Source organism: Microbacterium sp. EYE_78, from assembly GCF_023149035.1.
GTDB lineage: Bacteria > Actinomycetota > Actinomycetes > Actinomycetales > Microbacteriaceae > Microbacterium.
On record NZ_JAHXMY010000001.1, the window covers coordinates 1497542 to 1512461 of the forward strand.

11 protein-coding genes are annotated in these 14920 nt (G+C 69.6%); 4 read left to right on the top strand and 7 right to left on the bottom strand.

Annotated elements, in window-relative coordinates; all coding sequences use genetic code 11:
• Positions 1–286 precede the first annotated feature (286 nt).
• Genes KZX17_RS07050 through KZX17_RS07060 form a run of 3 tightly spaced genes read right to left on the bottom strand, consistent with a single transcriptional unit; the run spans position 287 to position 5146 of the window.
• Positions 287–1231 (bottom strand): IniB N-terminal domain-containing protein, encoded by a 945-nt coding sequence (locus KZX17_RS07050; RefSeq protein ID WP_248169928.1) that lies wholly within the window; start codon positions 1229–1231, stop codon positions 287–289.
• Positions 1228–3744, bottom strand: a complete 2517-nt coding sequence (locus tag KZX17_RS15190) for a helix-turn-helix transcriptional regulator (RefSeq protein ID WP_248169927.1) — start codon at positions 3742–3744, stop codon at positions 1228–1230. The genes KZX17_RS07050 and KZX17_RS15190 overlap by 4 nt, the downstream gene beginning before the upstream one ends.
• Position 3745: 1 nt before the next feature.
• The gene (locus KZX17_RS07060) at positions 3746–5146 is read right to left on the bottom strand and encodes an Hsp70 family protein (protein WP_248169926.1); all 1401 of its coding nucleotides are present in this window, start codon (positions 5144–5146) and stop codon (positions 3746–3748) included.
• A gap of 307 nt (positions 5147–5453) precedes the next feature.
• On the opposite strand from KZX17_RS07060, the gene groES reads away from it, so the two are divergent.
• The 3 genes from groES to KZX17_RS07075 all read left to right on the top strand — a co-directional run bounded on the left by groES (position 5454) and on the right by KZX17_RS07075 (position 8340).
• The gene (gene groES, locus KZX17_RS07065) at positions 5454–5750 is read left to right on the top strand and encodes a co-chaperone GroES (RefSeq protein WP_067242196.1); all 297 of its coding nucleotides are present in this window, start codon (positions 5454–5456) and stop codon (positions 5748–5750) included.
• Positions 5751–5899: 149 nt separating this feature from the next.
• Complete coding sequence (gene rarD / locus KZX17_RS07070) at positions 5900–6838, top strand: EamA family transporter RarD (protein ID WP_248169925.1); 939 nt, start codon at positions 5900–5902, stop codon at positions 6836–6838.
• Between the two features lie 146 nt (positions 6839–6984).
• A complete protein-coding gene (locus tag KZX17_RS07075) occupies positions 6985–8340 on the top strand; it encodes an ABC transporter substrate-binding protein (protein ID WP_248169924.1) in 1356 nt (451 codons plus the stop codon).
• Between the two features lie 293 nt (positions 8341–8633).
• Here KZX17_RS07075 and KZX17_RS07080 read toward each other — a convergent pair whose 3' ends face one another.
• From KZX17_RS07080 to KZX17_RS07095, 4 genes are read right to left on the bottom strand one after another with little or no spacing between them, the layout of a single operon-like run.
• A complete protein-coding gene (locus KZX17_RS07080) occupies positions 8634–9401 on the bottom strand; it encodes an ABC transporter ATP-binding protein (protein WP_248169923.1) in 768 nt (255 codons plus the stop codon).
• Positions 9398–10426: an ABC transporter ATP-binding protein gene (locus KZX17_RS07085; protein WP_248175513.1), complete on the bottom strand. Its 1029-nt coding sequence runs from the start codon at positions 10424–10426 to the stop codon at positions 9398–9400. Before KZX17_RS07085 ends, KZX17_RS07080 begins: the two co-directional genes overlap by 4 nt.
• Positions 10416–11396, bottom strand: a complete 981-nt coding sequence (locus tag KZX17_RS07090; protein ID WP_248169921.1) for a branched-chain amino acid ABC transporter permease — start codon at positions 11394–11396, stop codon at positions 10416–10418. Before KZX17_RS07090 ends, KZX17_RS07085 begins: the two co-directional genes overlap by 11 nt.
• Positions 11397–11402: 6 nt before the next feature.
• Positions 11403–12722 (bottom strand): branched-chain amino acid ABC transporter permease, encoded by a 1320-nt coding sequence (locus KZX17_RS07095; RefSeq protein WP_248169920.1) that lies wholly within the window; start codon positions 12720–12722, stop codon positions 11403–11405.
• Positions 12723–12986: 264 nt separating this feature from the next.
• Between KZX17_RS07095 and guaB the strand changes: the two genes are divergently transcribed.
• Positions 12987–14489: an IMP dehydrogenase gene (guaB, locus tag KZX17_RS07100; RefSeq protein WP_248169919.1), complete on the top strand. Its 1503-nt coding sequence runs from the start codon at positions 12987–12989 to the stop codon at positions 14487–14489.
• Positions 14490–14920: the final 431 nt, after the last annotated feature.

Here is a 14920-nt window from a genome sequence, read left to right on the forward strand (position 1 = left end):
TGTCCGGATCAACGGCCTCGACCCGCTTCTTGATGTGCGCGAGCTCGTCGGTGCGGGTGATGAAGAAGTAGCCGACCGCCAGCGCCCCGGCCGCCAGTCCGAAGCTCCAGAACGCCTCCGCGAGGCGCGAGGACAACGGTGGCGCGACGTGTGCGACGACGGGCGCCGAATTCGGCGCGTGCACCGACGGTCGGGCGGGTTGCGCCCGTCCGGTCCGCAGCGGACCGGACGGGCTGGGGGAGGGTGACGGGCTCCGCGAGCCCGTCTGGGGGCTGGTCATCGGCGATCAGTACTCCGAGTCCGTCGTCGTTTCTTCGAACGCGATCGGCTCGGAGAGTGCCGTGCTCTCGTCTGCCGCGGCGTACGGGTCGGGTGCGTCGTCGACCGTCGCGAGGGCGATCGGCTCATCCGCGACGGGCTGCTCCTGCTCGGCAGGCGGCTCCTCCGCAACCGGCTCGGCTGCTGCGGTCTCGGCAGGCGCCGGTCCCTCCGCAGCCGGCTCCGGCGCGGCGTGGTCGGCAGGCGCTTCCGGCTGGGCCGGTGCCTCGGCCGTGGGCGCAGGCGCGTCGGCCGGCTGATCGACGACGACATCGGTGGTCGACTCGCCCTCCGAGGGCTGTGCCGCCACCGGGGCAGCCTCACCGCCCGTCACCGGCGCTGAGCCGTCCGTGAACGGACCCGTCACGGTCGTCTCGTTGTTCGAGCCGACGGCGGTGTCGGTGTCGACAGTGCTGTCGACCACGGCATCGCCGCCGACGGTGACCGTGGTGGACGAGTCGGTGCTGTCGTCGTCGACGACGTCCCGTCCTGCGGCGGTCGAGCCCTGGCCGCTCGCGACGATCGCCTCGTTGTCGAAGATCTGCAGGATGTCGCCTTCGGCCCAGAGATTCTGGTTCACCGACTGGTCGAGCACGGTCGAGTTGTTGGTCACGTACGAGGTGTTCGTGATGAGCTCGTGCAGCTGCTGGATGACCTGTGTGGGGGACACGCCGCCGGGATCGGCGGGTGGGCGCATCAGCATCCCCGGTTCGCTGTGGACGAGCACCTGCGGATTGTCGTAGACGACCGGCAGCGCGGCGCAAAGGTCGTTGTACCCGACATTGCCCAGGCCGCGGGCCTCGAGCGCGCCCTCGGGGTCCGCCTCGAATTCCGCTGCTGCCTCGGGGTCTCGGATGAGACTCAGGATGAATTCGATCAGCGCGTTCGCCATCGTCGCGATCACGTTACTCATGTGCCCTCCTGGGTGTGACTGGTGGTCCTGGTTCCTGCGTCGTCGCCGAGCATCGCCCGGAGCTTCGTGAGCAGATCGGAGCGCGAGGTGGCTTCGACCCGGCGACGTATGCGTGCGATGTGGTGCTCGGCGGTCCGCGGTGAGATGAACAGCGACTGACCGATCTCGATGTAGGTCTTCCCCTGCAGGACGAGGCGAGCGACGTCCGCCTCACGGGCACTGAGGACCGACCCGGGCTGTGGCAGCTCCGCGGGTTCGTCGCCCGGGTGCGGGGAGCGGGGCCCCTGCACCGGGTGCAGGTCGCGAGCGCAGGCCAACAGCTGCGCGGAGACCGCGCGGTCCTCGGTGCGGGCGGCGCCGTGCGCGGCGAGGCGCGCGCCGTCCCATGCGAGCCCGTGGACGGCGAGGTCGCGGGCGGCCGATTGCACGGCAGCGACGTCGACCCGGCCCGCCAGGACGTCCGTCCACACCCGACCCGCCGTCGCCAGTCGCGCGGCGAACGGGCTGTGCGCGGCTGCGTCGAGGAGGGCGTGCGCGTGCGGGGCGAGCGCGTCGGGCCGGCCCAGGATGATGCCGCGCTGGATGCCGCTCCAGTATAGGAGCGGGCTCCACAGCGGGGGTTCACCGGCCTGCGCGAGCGTCGCGAAGGCGGCATCCGCGTGCCGGGCGACCGCCCCCGAGTCGTCGACCCTCGCCGCCGCGAGGAGCAGCTCGCCGAGGAAGGGGAAGAGGAAGAGGTCCACGTGCTGCTGGTGCAGCTCGCGCGCGGCCCCATCGAAGGCGTGCGTGAGCTCGGCTGTGCCCGCGTAGCGCCGCGCGAGGGCGGTCTCGCACGCGGCGCGGATCAGCCGGTCGCGCGGTGTCGGCTCGGCGTTGGAGGCTGCGGCCTCGTCGAGGAGGGCGGATGCTGCAGCGGGATCGGCCGCGTGGATCGCCACCCATGCGCGCCAGAGCACGAGCCGCGCCCGTGCCGCGGGCCCGCCCTGCCGCCGCCGTCGCGCCGAGTCCAGCGTCGACGCGGCGAGGTCGAGTCGGCCGATCGAGACGGCGGCGGCTGCCGCCACGACTGCGGGCGGCTCGACCAGCGGGAAATCGGCGTGGGTCGCGCTGTACATCTCCGACGCGACGACGAGGTCGTCCACCGCGGCCACGACCTGGTCGGAGAGCGACGCCGACAGCGCCGCCGTCAGCGCGTCGGAGGCGACGGCGAGGGTGTCGGGCGCCTCGGACGCGCGCTGCGCCGTCGCCGACTCGGGTCGCCGTCCCATCCCGACGGCGACCAGCGCCCGCCGGGCACGGGCCGGTGCATCCTGTGCGCCGTCCGGCCCGGAGCCGGCGCCGACGTCGAGGAGTCCGCGTGCCGCCCAGACAGCCGTCGATGCGTCGGACGCGGCGGCGTGCTCGCGATGCGCCGGCAGGCGGACGAGGACGTCGAACGCCGCGCCGGCGGCATCCAGATCACCGGCGCCGACGGCGGCGATGCCGATGGCGAGTGCAGCGTCCGCGTCGTCTGCCACGAGGGACGCCGCCTGACGGTAGAGCGCCAGTGCCTGCGTCGGCGATTCGCCCCGGATGCGGTCGCCTCGGGCGATGAGTGCGGCCGGTGTGGATACCGCATCCTCCGGCCACGCGCTCTCGTGCCCGACGTGCGGCGCATCCCCGGCCGGGACCCGGTGGGCGGGCGTCAACGCGCGGACCGCAGCCCGGACGATCGGCGGCGGCGCGCCGTTGGGGGCGAGCAACCCAGCGGTGCATCCGTCGGTCACCATCTCGTCGAGACTGACCGGCCCGGTCGCCTGCGAGGCGAGCTCCGATGCGGGCAGCACGCACATCGCCTCGAGGAGCGCACGGTGGTGGTCGTCGAGACACTCGAGTCGGTGTGCGACGGCGCCCCGGAGCGCGCCGGCGAGCGTGCGATGGGTCGGATCGACAGCGCACATCCCGGGATCGTGCGCGTCCACCGCGGCGAGCGTCAGCCAAGTGAGGCCGCCGGTCTGCTCCACGATCGCGTTGGAACAGGCGATGGGGATGCGGGTGGCCTCCGCGATGCGGTCGGGTGCGACGTCGCCGAGCAGCACGGGAGGCGCGGACTTCTCGAGCACGGCCACGATCTCGCGCAGCAGTCCCCGAGGCCGCGGCAGGTGTGCGACCACCACGCCGGCGTCCGGTGATGCGACGATCCTGCGCAGCGCGACGAGGTCTGCGTCCGAGAGGGCGTCGGCGTCGTCGACGACGAGTACCTCGCCGTCCGCCACCGATGACGGGTGCTCGGCCATCGGCATCCCGCGTTCCCCGAGCTCCGCCCGCAGCGCCGCGAGCGCGGCCGTCTTGCCGGAACCCACCGGGCCGGTCACGACGCCACGGATGGGCAGGTCGACCGCCAGGAGCGGCGTCACCGCCGATTCCGCGAGGGTCGCGGCGAGCACCTGCGAGGGGATGCGCGTGGTCGCCGCAGCGGGCGTGCGGGCGCCGGCGCGCGTGGATCCCGTGTGCGGCCAGGCGTCGTGGTACACGTCACACCGCCGCTCGGGAATCGCGGCGAGACCTGGCCGCCGCCACGGGGATCGGCCTGGCCGCCGCCAGGGGAACGGATGAGTGAGGCGGCGGAGACGTCTGAGCATCGCCGGACGGGCCGGTGGCGGCCCCCGGGCTCCGCGACGCGTCGGGGCGGGGTGGGGGAGCCTCGCCGCGGGCGTCGACCGGCGTCTCCGCCGCAACTCGGGTCCCCGCAGGCGTCTGCGTCTCGGCGGGGAGGGTGGGAGGCAGGAACGCTCGCATCATGGCCGAGAGCACGCGCGCGAAGGCGCTGCGGGGCTTCGGCGCGGCGGGCTCCAGAGGCTGCGGTTCCGTCTCGTGCAGGTCCGGCACTCCCACCGGCAGGGGCGATCCGGCCGCCCCTCGGACGGCGAGGCTCTGCGGGTCGGCGTCCTCGTCGACGCCGACCCCGAGCATTTCGGACACCAGTTGCGCGACCCGCGGCATCCGCGAACCACCGCCCGCAAGCGCGACCCCCCTGAGGTCCGACGGGCTGACACCGGCGCGGGCGCAGAGGTCCTCGAGCGCGGCGACGCTCTCGCGCACGTCCTCCTCGATGAGCGCCTCGAGCTCGTCGCGGACGAGCCGCACGAGGTGCTCGCCCGCGGGGACCGCGATCGGGAGGACCGTCTCGGTGTCGAACGACAGCGCCTCCTTCGCCGCCGCGCACTCGCGGCGTGCGGCGGCGAGGCCGACCCACCCCGCGTCGGCGACGGCGGGCGCGATCTCGCGCAGGTGCGCGAACACGGCGTCGTCGATGTCCGCGCCCCCGAATTGCGCGAGTGATCGGGTGGCCAGCACCCGGACCGTTCCGCCCTCGACCATGACGATCGCGAGGTCGCACGAGGTCGCCCCCAGGTCGTACAGGGCGAAGAGGTCGTGATCGCGGTCGAGGGTGCGCATCCGATGGTGCGCGACGGCCTCGGGGGTCGTCATGAAGTGCGCTCGGATGCCGTGCGCCCGCAGTGCGTCCGCGAGACTGCGGCGACGGTGGTCGCCCCACGCCGCAGGGAGGACGACGGTGATCGCCTCCGGCACATCGCCTGCGGCATCCACGGCTGCTCCGACGGCCCACTGCAGGACGCCGACATAGGCCTCCTCGGCCCGGATCGCCTGACGGGCGACCGTCAGCGGGACCTCGTCGCCGATGCGAGCCGCATAATCCCGGAGCACCCTGTCCGGAGCGCCGGCCGCTCGTCGGGCCGCCGCGTCCCCGTACACCGGCCCGTCGTCGCTGACGAAGACGGCCGAGGACGCTGCGTCAGCGCTGTGGCCGAGTCGGACGATCGCGGGACGCTCCGCGAGATCCGGCCGCCCGGCTGCTGCTGTGACGCGGTCACCGCCGATGTCGACGGCGACGTGTAGTGCTCGATCCGACACGCCCCACTCCGTGTTCCCCACCTGCGATGCGTCGTCGCACCGACTGTCCCCCGTTCTTCCTACTCCTCCGGTGATGGCGCGGGAATGGCCCGAGGGGTCGTGAGGGGGTCGGTTTCGGAGATAGGGGGATCGGGCATCCGAGGGGGGTAGGGGAGTGGGGGATCGACGGTGCGGCATGGGACGAGCGCCGGCTGGCACTCGCGTTGCATGAGTGCCAGCCTCGCCCTACACTGGGCGTTAGCACTCTCGGTAAGCGAGTGCTGATGAGTCTTGAAGCAGGACCCCACCAGCAAGAAAGAGGTAGACCGTGTCGGTTTCCATCAAGCCGCTCGAGGACCGCATCGTCATCCAGCAGGTCGAGGCCGAGCAGACCACCGCAAGTGGCCTGGTCATCCCCGACACCGCCAAGGAGAAGCCCCAGGAGGGCGAGGTCGTGGCCGTGGGCCCCGGCCGCATCGACGACAACGGCAACCGCGTTCCGCTCGACGTCGCCGTCGGCGACCGCGTCCTGTACAGCAAGTACGGCGGCACCGAGGTCAAGTTCGGCGCCGACGAGTACCTGGTGCTGTCGGCACGCGACGTCCTGGCGGTCGTCGTCCGCTGACATCCAGCCGCACGCACGCGAGAACGGCCCGGGAGCTTCGGCTCCCGGGCCGTTCTGTCGTCTCCCTGGCGGGATCCGGTCGATGATCGGCAGGATGCCGCCCGCCCCCTGGCATCCTCGGATGTCATGACCGTCGTAGGCTCGTACTCATGACACCCGAGCAGGCCGCGCGCGAGCACACCCTCGGCGGGGTGTACGTCTTCACCGCCTACCTGCTCTGGGGCTTCCTGCCGCTGTACTTCGTCGCGCTCACCCCGACAGGACCGTGGGAGGTCGTCGGCTGGCGCATCATCCTCAGTCTGGTGTTCTGCGTCGCCCTTCTCGCCGTCACTCGAGGATGGGGGCGCCTTGCCGCGCTCCTCCGCAACCGCCGGCTGGTGGGATGGACGGTCCTCGCGGGCGTCCTGATCTACATCAACTGGCAGACCTTCCTCATCGGGGCGCTCACGGGCCACGTCGTCGAGACGAGCCTGGGGTACTTCATCAATCCCATCGCGACCGTCCTGCTCGGCGTGATCGTCCTGCACGAGCGTCTGCGCCTGACGCAGTGGATCGCCATCGGGATCGCCGGGCTCGCCGTCGTCGTGATCATCGTCGGTCTCGGAACCGTGCCCTGGATCGCCCTCATCCTCGCGGTCACCTTCGCCGTCTACGGACTCGTCAAGAAGAAGATCGGGCCGTCGGTGGATGCGGTGAGCGGCCTGACGCTCGAGTCGCTGTGGCTCGTGCCGATCGCCGCCCTTCAGCTGATCATCGTCGGAGCGACGACCGGGCTGACGATCGGCGGGGCAGGTGCCGGGCACACGGTGCTGCTCCTGCTCGCCGGCGCCGTCACGGCCGTGCCGCTCCTCTTCTTCGCGTCGGGCGCCCGCCGTACGACGCTCACCGTGGTCGGCATCCTGCAGTTCATCGCGCCGATCCTGCAGTTCCTCATCGGCGTCCTCATCCTCCACGAGCCGATGCCGCTCGAGCGCTGGATCGGATTCGCGCTCGTCTGGGCCGCCGTGGCAGTCTTCACCGTCGACTCGGTCATCCACGCTCGACGCGCCCGTCAGGCGCTCGCCGCAGGCGTCGCGCAACCCGTCTGAGCGGCCCTGTCCGCGCGTCCGTGGGAGCGCGACCACCTCGTTACACATCGTTAACGAACGGCAACATAAGCGAGACGGCCCGGCGGCTAGGTTGATCACACCGGGACGGTCCCGATCCGTCCCGTGCCACCACAGCAAGGAGCACAATGAGCGTTCTCACCCGTTCGCGTGCCGCAAAGGTCATGGGCGGCATCGCCCTGGTCGGTGCGAGCGCCCTGGTCCTGGCCGGATGTTCCGGCTCGACCACCCCGGCCGAAACCGGTAACGCCGAAGAGCCCGCAGGGTTCGACTTCCCGGTCAACTGCGACGAAGCGGAACCGGCGTCGTACACCCCGGAGTACACCTCGACCTCCGAAGGACCGGCGACGGACCTCGAGTACACGATCGGCACCGCGCTGCCCGTGACCGGCAACCTCGCCTTCCTCGGCCCGCCCGAGATCGCGGGCACCGAGCTCGCCGCATCCGAGGTCAACGAGGCCGCCAAGGGCGTCACCATCAACCTGGTCCAGGGCGACTCGGGCGACACCGACAACAAGGCCTACGAGACCGAGATCCCGCGCCTCCTCGGCGCCGGCGCGACCGCCATCATCGGCGCCGCGTCCTCGGGCACGTCGCTGCAGTTCATCGACCAGGTCATCGCGGCCGACGCCATCCAGTTCTCGCCCGCGAACACCTCGGCGGCCTTCACCGGCTACGAGGACAACGGCCTGTACTGGCGCACCGCCCCGTCGGACACCCTGCAGGGCGAGGTGCTCGGCAACCTGGTTGCGAACGACGGCAACGAGACGCTCGGCATGATCATCCTGAACGACTCCTACGGCACCGGCCTGGCGTGCTTCACGAAGACCGCGTTCGAGAACGCCGGCGGCGAGGTCGTCTCGGCGGCCCTCTACAACACCGGTGACACGAACTTCTCGGCGCAGGTCGAGGACGTGCTCGCGGCCGACCCCGACGCGATCGCCCTGATCACGTTCGAAGAGGTCAAGACCATCATCCCCGAGCTCGTCGGCGCCGACTTCCCGTCGGACAAGATGTACCTCGTGGACGGCAACCTCTCGAACTTCGGCGACGAGTTCGAGGCGGGCACCATGACCGGCGCGAAGGGCACCTACCCCGCTGTCGACCCCGACAGCATCACCGCATTCCGTGAAGAGCTCCAGACGTTCTGGACGGGTGAGGGCAACGCCGAGCTGACCGACTTCACGTACGCCCCCGAGTCGTACGACGCAGTCATCCTGCTCGCACTCGCTGCGCTCGAGGCGGGCTCCGCCGAAGGCCCCGACGTGGCTGCGCACCTGCAGAACGTGTCGGGCACCAACGACGGCACGAAGTGCACCACGTTCGCCGAGTGCGCCGACATCATCAACTCCGGTGAGGTCGCGGACTACGACGGCGTCTCGGGCTCGATCAAGTTCGACGAGGTCGGCGACCCGACCGAGGCGACGATCGGCATCTTCGAGTACGGCGACGACAACAACAACACCTTCGTCAGCCTCGGCTGATCCGTTCCGACGGAACACAGGCGGCCCCGGTCTTCGGACCGGGGCCGCCTGTTCGTGCGCCCGCCGTCGGCATCCTCCCCTTCGGTGTTGATCGCCGACACCGCGGTGCGACTCGCTGTTCCGCCTGCCGCAGACGACGGCGCCCTGCGGTGTGTCGTGACAGGGGAGGATGCCAGGGCCACAGGCGCGCCTGCCGTCGCCGCACGGCGCTACGCAACGCCGCACAGCGCCGAACCTCAGCCCCAACGCGAAGCGCCCCCACCCGGACGGGTGAGGGCGCTGTCGTGGTGCTGTCAGGTGCCGAGCGTGCCCAGGTAGAGGCCGATGACCTTCGGGTCGTTCAGCAGCTCGCGACCGGTGCCCGTGTAGGCGTCACGGCCCTGGTCGAGGACGTACCCTCGGTCGCAGATCTGCAGGCAGCGACGCGCGTTCTGCTCGACCATGATGGTCGTCACGCCGGCCTTGTTGATCTCCGAGACCCGCAGGAACGCCTCGTCCTGGCGCGACGGCGACAGACCGGCGGAGGGCTCGTCGAGCAGCAGCACGTAGGGGTCCATCATGAGCGCACGGCCCATGGCCACCATCTGACGCTCACCACCCGAGAGCGAACCCGCCCGCTGCTGCAGACGCTTGGCCAGGTCGGGGAAGATCGACGTCACGAAGTCGATCCGTTCGCTGACGACCTTCGGCCGCTGGTACGCGCCCATCTGCAGATTCTCGGCGATCGACAGGCTCGGGAACACGTTGTTCGTCTGCGGGACGAAGCCGACGCCCTTGGCGACCAGCTTGTTCGCGCGAAGCCCCGTGATCTCCTCGCCGTTGAGCACGACGGCGCCGGAGCGGATCTTCACCTGCCCGAAGATGGCCTTCAGCATCGTGGACTTGCCGGCGCCATTGGGGCCGATGATCCCGATCAGCTCGCCCTTCGCGGCGGTCAGGTTCGCGCCGTTGAGGATGTTCACCCCCGGCAGGTACCCGGCGTGGACGTCCCGGAGCTCGACGACGTTCTCGCCCGGTGCGGTCGTGGTCGCGCCCGTGGGGGATGCGGCGGTGTCGCTCACTTGTTCTCCTCCGAGTCCGAGCGGGGTGCAGGGGTGCCGGGCGCCGACGAGTCCTCCGCGGCGTGCGTCGTGGCGTCGGCCTCGACGGCATCCTGCAGCTCGTGCTGAGCCTGCAGGAGTTCCTCCGCCTCGGCGGTCAGCTCACCCTCGTATCGGCCCGTCACGACGCCGAGGTCGACGTCCTGGTGGGCGCCGAGGTAGGCGTCGATCACGGCCTGTTCCTTCATGACGGTGTCGGGCGGACCCTCGGCCACGACCTTGCCCTCGGCCATCACGATGACCCAGTCCGCGATGTGCCGCACCATGTGCATGTCGTGCTCGACGAAGAGGACCGTCATGCCGAGGTCCTTCAGGTCGAGGATGTGATCGAGCAGCGACTGCGTGAGCGCCGGGTTCACACCGGCCATCGGCTCGTCGAGCATGACGAGGGTCGGGTCGCTCATCAGGGCGCGAGCCATCTCGAGGAGCTTGCGCTGCCCGCCCGAGAGCGAGGCCGCGAAGTCCTTCTCCTTGGCGTCGAGCTTGAACCGCGCGAGCAGGCCGCGGGCCTTCTCCTCGATCTCGGCCTCCTGCTTCTTCCAGAGGAAGGGGAGGATGCCGCGCCAGATGGACTCGCCGCCCTGTCCGGGGGCGCCGAGCTTCATGTTCTCGAGCACGGTCAGCAGGCCGAGCGACTTCGTGAGCTGGAAGGTGCGCACCTGCCCCATGCGCGCCGTCTTGAACGCGGGGATGCCGGCGAGGTTCTGCCCGTCGAAGGACCACTGCCCCTCGTTCGGCTTGTCGAAGCCGGTCAGCAGGTTGAACAGCGTCGTCTTGCCGGCCCCGTTGGGGCCGATGAGCGCCGTGATGGCGTTCCTCGGGATCTCGACGTGGTCGACGTCGACGGCCGTGAGACCGCCGAAGACGCGCTTGACGCCGTCGGCGACGATGATCGGGTCGACCTTCTCCACGCCGGGGCGGACCTCGCCCTTGTGCAGTCCGGTGGACTTCGGTCGGGGTGCCGGGGGCACGATGTCAGCGGACAAAGGTCAGCTCCTTCTTGCTGCCCAGGATGCCCTGGGGGCGGAAGATCACCAGCAGCATCAGCGCGACGCCCACGAGGACGAAGACGAGCATCTGGCTCTGCTCGGCCGTGAGGAACGGCAGCCAGCCGATGTTCACGAGTGCGGGCAGGAGGTTCGACAGGAACGCACGGACGACCCAGAACAGCACGGCGCCGAGGACCGGGCCGAAGATCGTCGCGGCGCCGCCGAGGAGGAGGGCGGTCCACACGTAGAACGTCTGCGAGGTGACGTACACGTTTGGGTTCACATTCGTACCCATCGCCGTCACGATGCCGCCGGCGGCGATGATCACACCACCGACGATGAGCGCCTGCATCTTGAAGGCGAAGACGTTCTTGCCGAGCGAGCGCACGGCGTCCTCGTCCTCGCGGATGCCTCGGATCACGCGGCCCCAGGGGCTGCTCATCAGCAGCCAGACGAGCAGCACGACGATCGCGATCGTGATGATGCCGACGATGATGACCCACCACTGGTCGGACTGGTAGGTCCACGGCCCGAATCCGTAGCGGCCGCGCGGCAGCGGGTTGCTGGCGCGGAAGTTCGCCTGGAAGCCCGAGAGGCCATCGGCCGATCCCGTCGTCTCGCGGAACGTCGAGGTGAGGAACAGCAGCCGGACGACCTCCGCGGCCGCGATGGTGACGATCGCGAGATAGTCACCGCGCAGGCGAAGGGTCGGGATGCCCATCACGAGCGAGAAGAGCACCGCCCCGACGAGGCCGACGAGGGCGGCGACGAACCAGGGGAGCTGGAAGGTCAGCGTCGAGATCGCGAATCCGTAGGCGCCGATCGCCATGAAGCCGGCGACACCCATGTTGAGCAGGCCCGCGAAGCCGAAGTGGACCGAGAGGCCGATCGCGGCGAGCACGAAGCCGAGCGTGACGGGCGAGAGGATCTGCGCCGCCGTGTTGTTGAGGATCTGCAGGAAGTCCATGAGCCGTTATCCGATTCGCTCTCGGCGTCCGAGGAGGCCCTGCGGACGGAACAGGAGGATGACGATCAGCACGACGAGCGCGCCGACGTACTTCAGGTCGGAAGGGATCCACAGCGTCGAGACCTCGACGAGCAGGCCCACGATGATCGCGCCCACGAGCGCGCCGAATGCCGTTCCGAGGCCGCCGAGGGTGATCGCGGCGAAGACGAGCAGCAGGATGCTGGTGCCCATGTCCCACTTGATGCCGGGGCGGAAGTACGCCCACAGCACGCCGGAGAGTCCGGCGAGCGCGGCCGCCATGATCCACACGATGCGGACGACCGCGTCGACGTCGATGCCGCTGGCTGCAGCGAGCGAGGGGTTGTCCGAGACGGCCCGCGTCGCGCGACCGATGCGGGTGCGCATGAGCCAGAACGCGAACGCCACGATCACGACGATCGAGACGCCCATGCTGATCAGGTCGGTGACCGTCAGGCGGATGGGGCCGAGACCAGGGATCGTCGCCGCGGCGCCGCCGGGGAGGGTGACGGTTCCGCCGCCGACGAACATCTGGAAGACGTAGCGCAGCGCCAGCGACAGACCGATCGAGACGATCATGAGCTGGACGGTGCCGATGCCCTTACGCCGCAGCGGCCGCCACAAACCGGCATCCATCCCGAAGCCGAACAGGCCCGAGACGATCACGGCGAGCGGGATCGCGATCCAGATCGGCACGTCGAGGCCGACCGAGAACAGCAGCGCCGCGAGTGCGCCGAAGGTGACCATCTCGCCGTGCGCGAAGTTCGAGAGACCGGTGGTGCCGAACACCAGCGACGCGCCGATGGCCGCGAGGGCGAGCATCAGGCCGAAGTTGAGGCCGTTGACCGCTCGCGAGAGGAACTGGTCGAGGAACGACGTCGTCGTGCGCTCGGCCGACCCGAGCGTGAAGTTGCGGGTGACGTTGCTCGTCGCGCCGAACTCCACCTCCTGCGTGAACTCGAAGCCCTCGGGCGCCTCGACGCCGTCGGGCAGCGAGTCCTCGACGAGCTCGACCGTGTAGGGGACGTCCTTCGTCGGGACGGGCACCCGCCACGCGCCGTTCTCGGCCGTCGTCGCCTCACCGGTGTACTCACCGCCGCTGACGACGACCGTGGCGCCTTCGACAGGCTCGCCCGCGACGCGGACGTTGCCCTGCACGGCGAACGGGAAGTCTTCCGGATTCTGCGTCTCAGCGGCGGCGGGGTGTGCCAGGCCGAACAGCAGAGCGCCGGAGAAGACTCCGGCGAGTAGGGCTACGAGCGCGCGTCGCCATCGATTGCGGGCGCGCGAAGAGCGGGTGGTCGTCACCGACACCTCCTGGTTGAAGCATGGTCAGCGCGCAGAGGTACGGGTGCCCGCGGCGCCACACGACCGTATCCAGCGATTGTTGCCGGTGTGTTTCCCTGTCGCAACCATCGACACCCCGTGGATCGTGAGTTTCTGCACTCCGTCTGGCATCGCTCCCACGTCCGAACCGGATGCCGGTCGGATGCGCCACCGCAGCGCGCGGGAATGATATGGGCTCCGCGCGCCTTAGAATTCACGAGAGCCCGGTACGACGCAGGAGAGCACATGGAGCACAACGACCCGTTCGGATTCGTGGGACTGACGTACGACGACGTCCTCCTGCTGCCTGGCCACACGGACGTGATCCCGTCCGAAGCCGACACCTCGTCCCGGGTCACGCGGCGGATCACCGTCGCGACACCGCTCCTGTCCGCCGCGATGGACACCGTCACGGAGGCGCGCCTCGCGATCGCCATCGCGCGTGAGGGGGGCATCGGGATCATCCACCGGAACCTCTCGATCGCCGATCAGGCGAAGATGGTCGACCGCGTCAAGCGGAGCGAGTCGGGGATGATCACCGACCCGATCACGACCACACCGGACGCGACCATCGAAGAGGTCGACAACCTGTGCGGCCAGTACCGGATCTCCGGTCTGCCGGTCATCGACGGCGACGGCAAGCTCGTGGGGATCGTCACGAACCGCGACATGCGCTTCGTCTCCGGCTTCGAGCGTCAGACCACGAAGGTCCGCGACGTCATGACGAGCGAAGGTCTCGTCACAGGTCGCGTGGGGATCGGCGCCAACGAGGTGATCGCGCTCTTCGCACACCACCGCGTCGAGAAGCTGCCCCTGCTCGATGACGACGGCAAGCTCGCGGGGCTCATCACCATCAAGGACTTCGACAAGAGCGAGAAGTATCCGCTCGCCACGAAGGACGAGCAGGGTCGGCTCCGCGTCGGCGCGGCCATCGGCTTCTTCGGGGACGCGTGGGAGCGTGCCGAGGCGCTGCGGGATGCCGGGGTCGACGTCATCGTGGTCGACACGGCCAACGGTCAGTCGGCCGGCGTCATCGACATGGTGAAGCGCATCAAGGCCGATCCGACGTTCTCGCACATCGACGTGATCGGCGGCAACGTCGCCACGCGCGAGGGCGCTCAGGCCCTGATCGATGCCGGCGTCGACGCCGTGAAAGTCGGCGTGGGTCCGGGCTCGATCTGCACCACCCGTGTCGTCGCCGGGGTGGGTGTGCCGCAGGTCACGGCGATCTACGAGGCATCCCTCGCCGCCCGCGAAGCGGGTGTGCCGATCATCGCGGACGGCGGACTGCAGTATTCGGGCGACATCGCCAAGGCGCTCGTCGCCGGTGCGGACACCGTCATGCTCGGCTCACTGCTCGCCGGCACCGACGAGTCGCCGGGCGAGGTCGTCTTCCAGGGAGGCAAGCAGTTCAAGCTGTACCGGGGGATGGGTTCTCTCGGCGCGCTGCAGACCCGCGGAAAGAAGACCTCGTACTCGAAGGACCGTTACTTCCAGGCGGATGTCCCGAGTGACGACAAGCTCATCCCCGAAGGCATCGAGGGTCAGGTGGCCTACCGCGGTCCGGTCTCTGCCGTGGCCTACCAGCTCGTCGGCGGTCTCCGGCAGTCGATGTTCTACGTCGGCGCACGCACCGTCGAGGAGTTGAAGGCGCGCGGCAAGTTCGTGCGCATCACCTCTGCGGGGCTCAAGGAGTCGCACCCCCACGACGTCCAGATCGTCGTCGAAGCGCCGAATTACAAGCGCTGAGGCGGGACTGCGCGTCCGACACGCCCGGGATGCATGCCTGATTTGCCGGACCCGCAATCCCCGCGTAACTTATTACTTGTTCGCCCCACAGGGAAGAGCGAGAGGCCGAGAGGCCCGCCGCCCTCAAGCTGGCGAACGAATCCACTCCAAGAAGAAACAGTCGCTCCGCGCCTGGGTCTGACCTCTGGTCTAGGACGTGGATGCCTGGACGTTCGAGCCCGACGTCATCCGGCACACAGTGGTCTTCGGATCACGGCGTGTCGCGTTTGACGCCCTGCGAGATGCGTCCTAAGGTAGAGAAGTTGCCTCACTACGAAGCCCTGCGGGGTGGTGTGGGAGCGTCCGATCCTTGAGAACTCAACAGCGTGCACTTGTCAAATGCCAAATAACCTCGATCTCAGTTTTGGCTGAGGTGAGATTCCTTTGGATCA

Bases quoted from the DNA above. Each gene is read 5' to 3' on its own strand.
- rarD (WP_248169925.1), top strand. From the start codon at position 5,900: ATGACACCCGAGCAGGCCGCGCGCGAGCACACCCTCGGCGGGGTGTAC.
- guaB (WP_248169919.1), top strand. From the start codon at position 12,987: ATGGAGCACAACGACCCGTTCGGATTCGTGGGACTGACGTACGACGAC.
- KZX17_RS07050 (WP_248169928.1), bottom strand. From the start codon at position 1,231: ATGAGTAACGTGATCGCGACGATGGCGAACGCGCTGATCGAATTCATC.
- KZX17_RS07075 (WP_248169924.1), top strand. From the start codon at position 6,985: ATGAGCGTTCTCACCCGTTCGCGTGCCGCAAAGGTCATGGGCGGCATC.
- KZX17_RS07090 (WP_248169921.1), bottom strand. From the start codon at position 11,396: ATGGACTTCCTGCAGATCCTCAACAACACGGCGGCGCAGATCCTCTCG.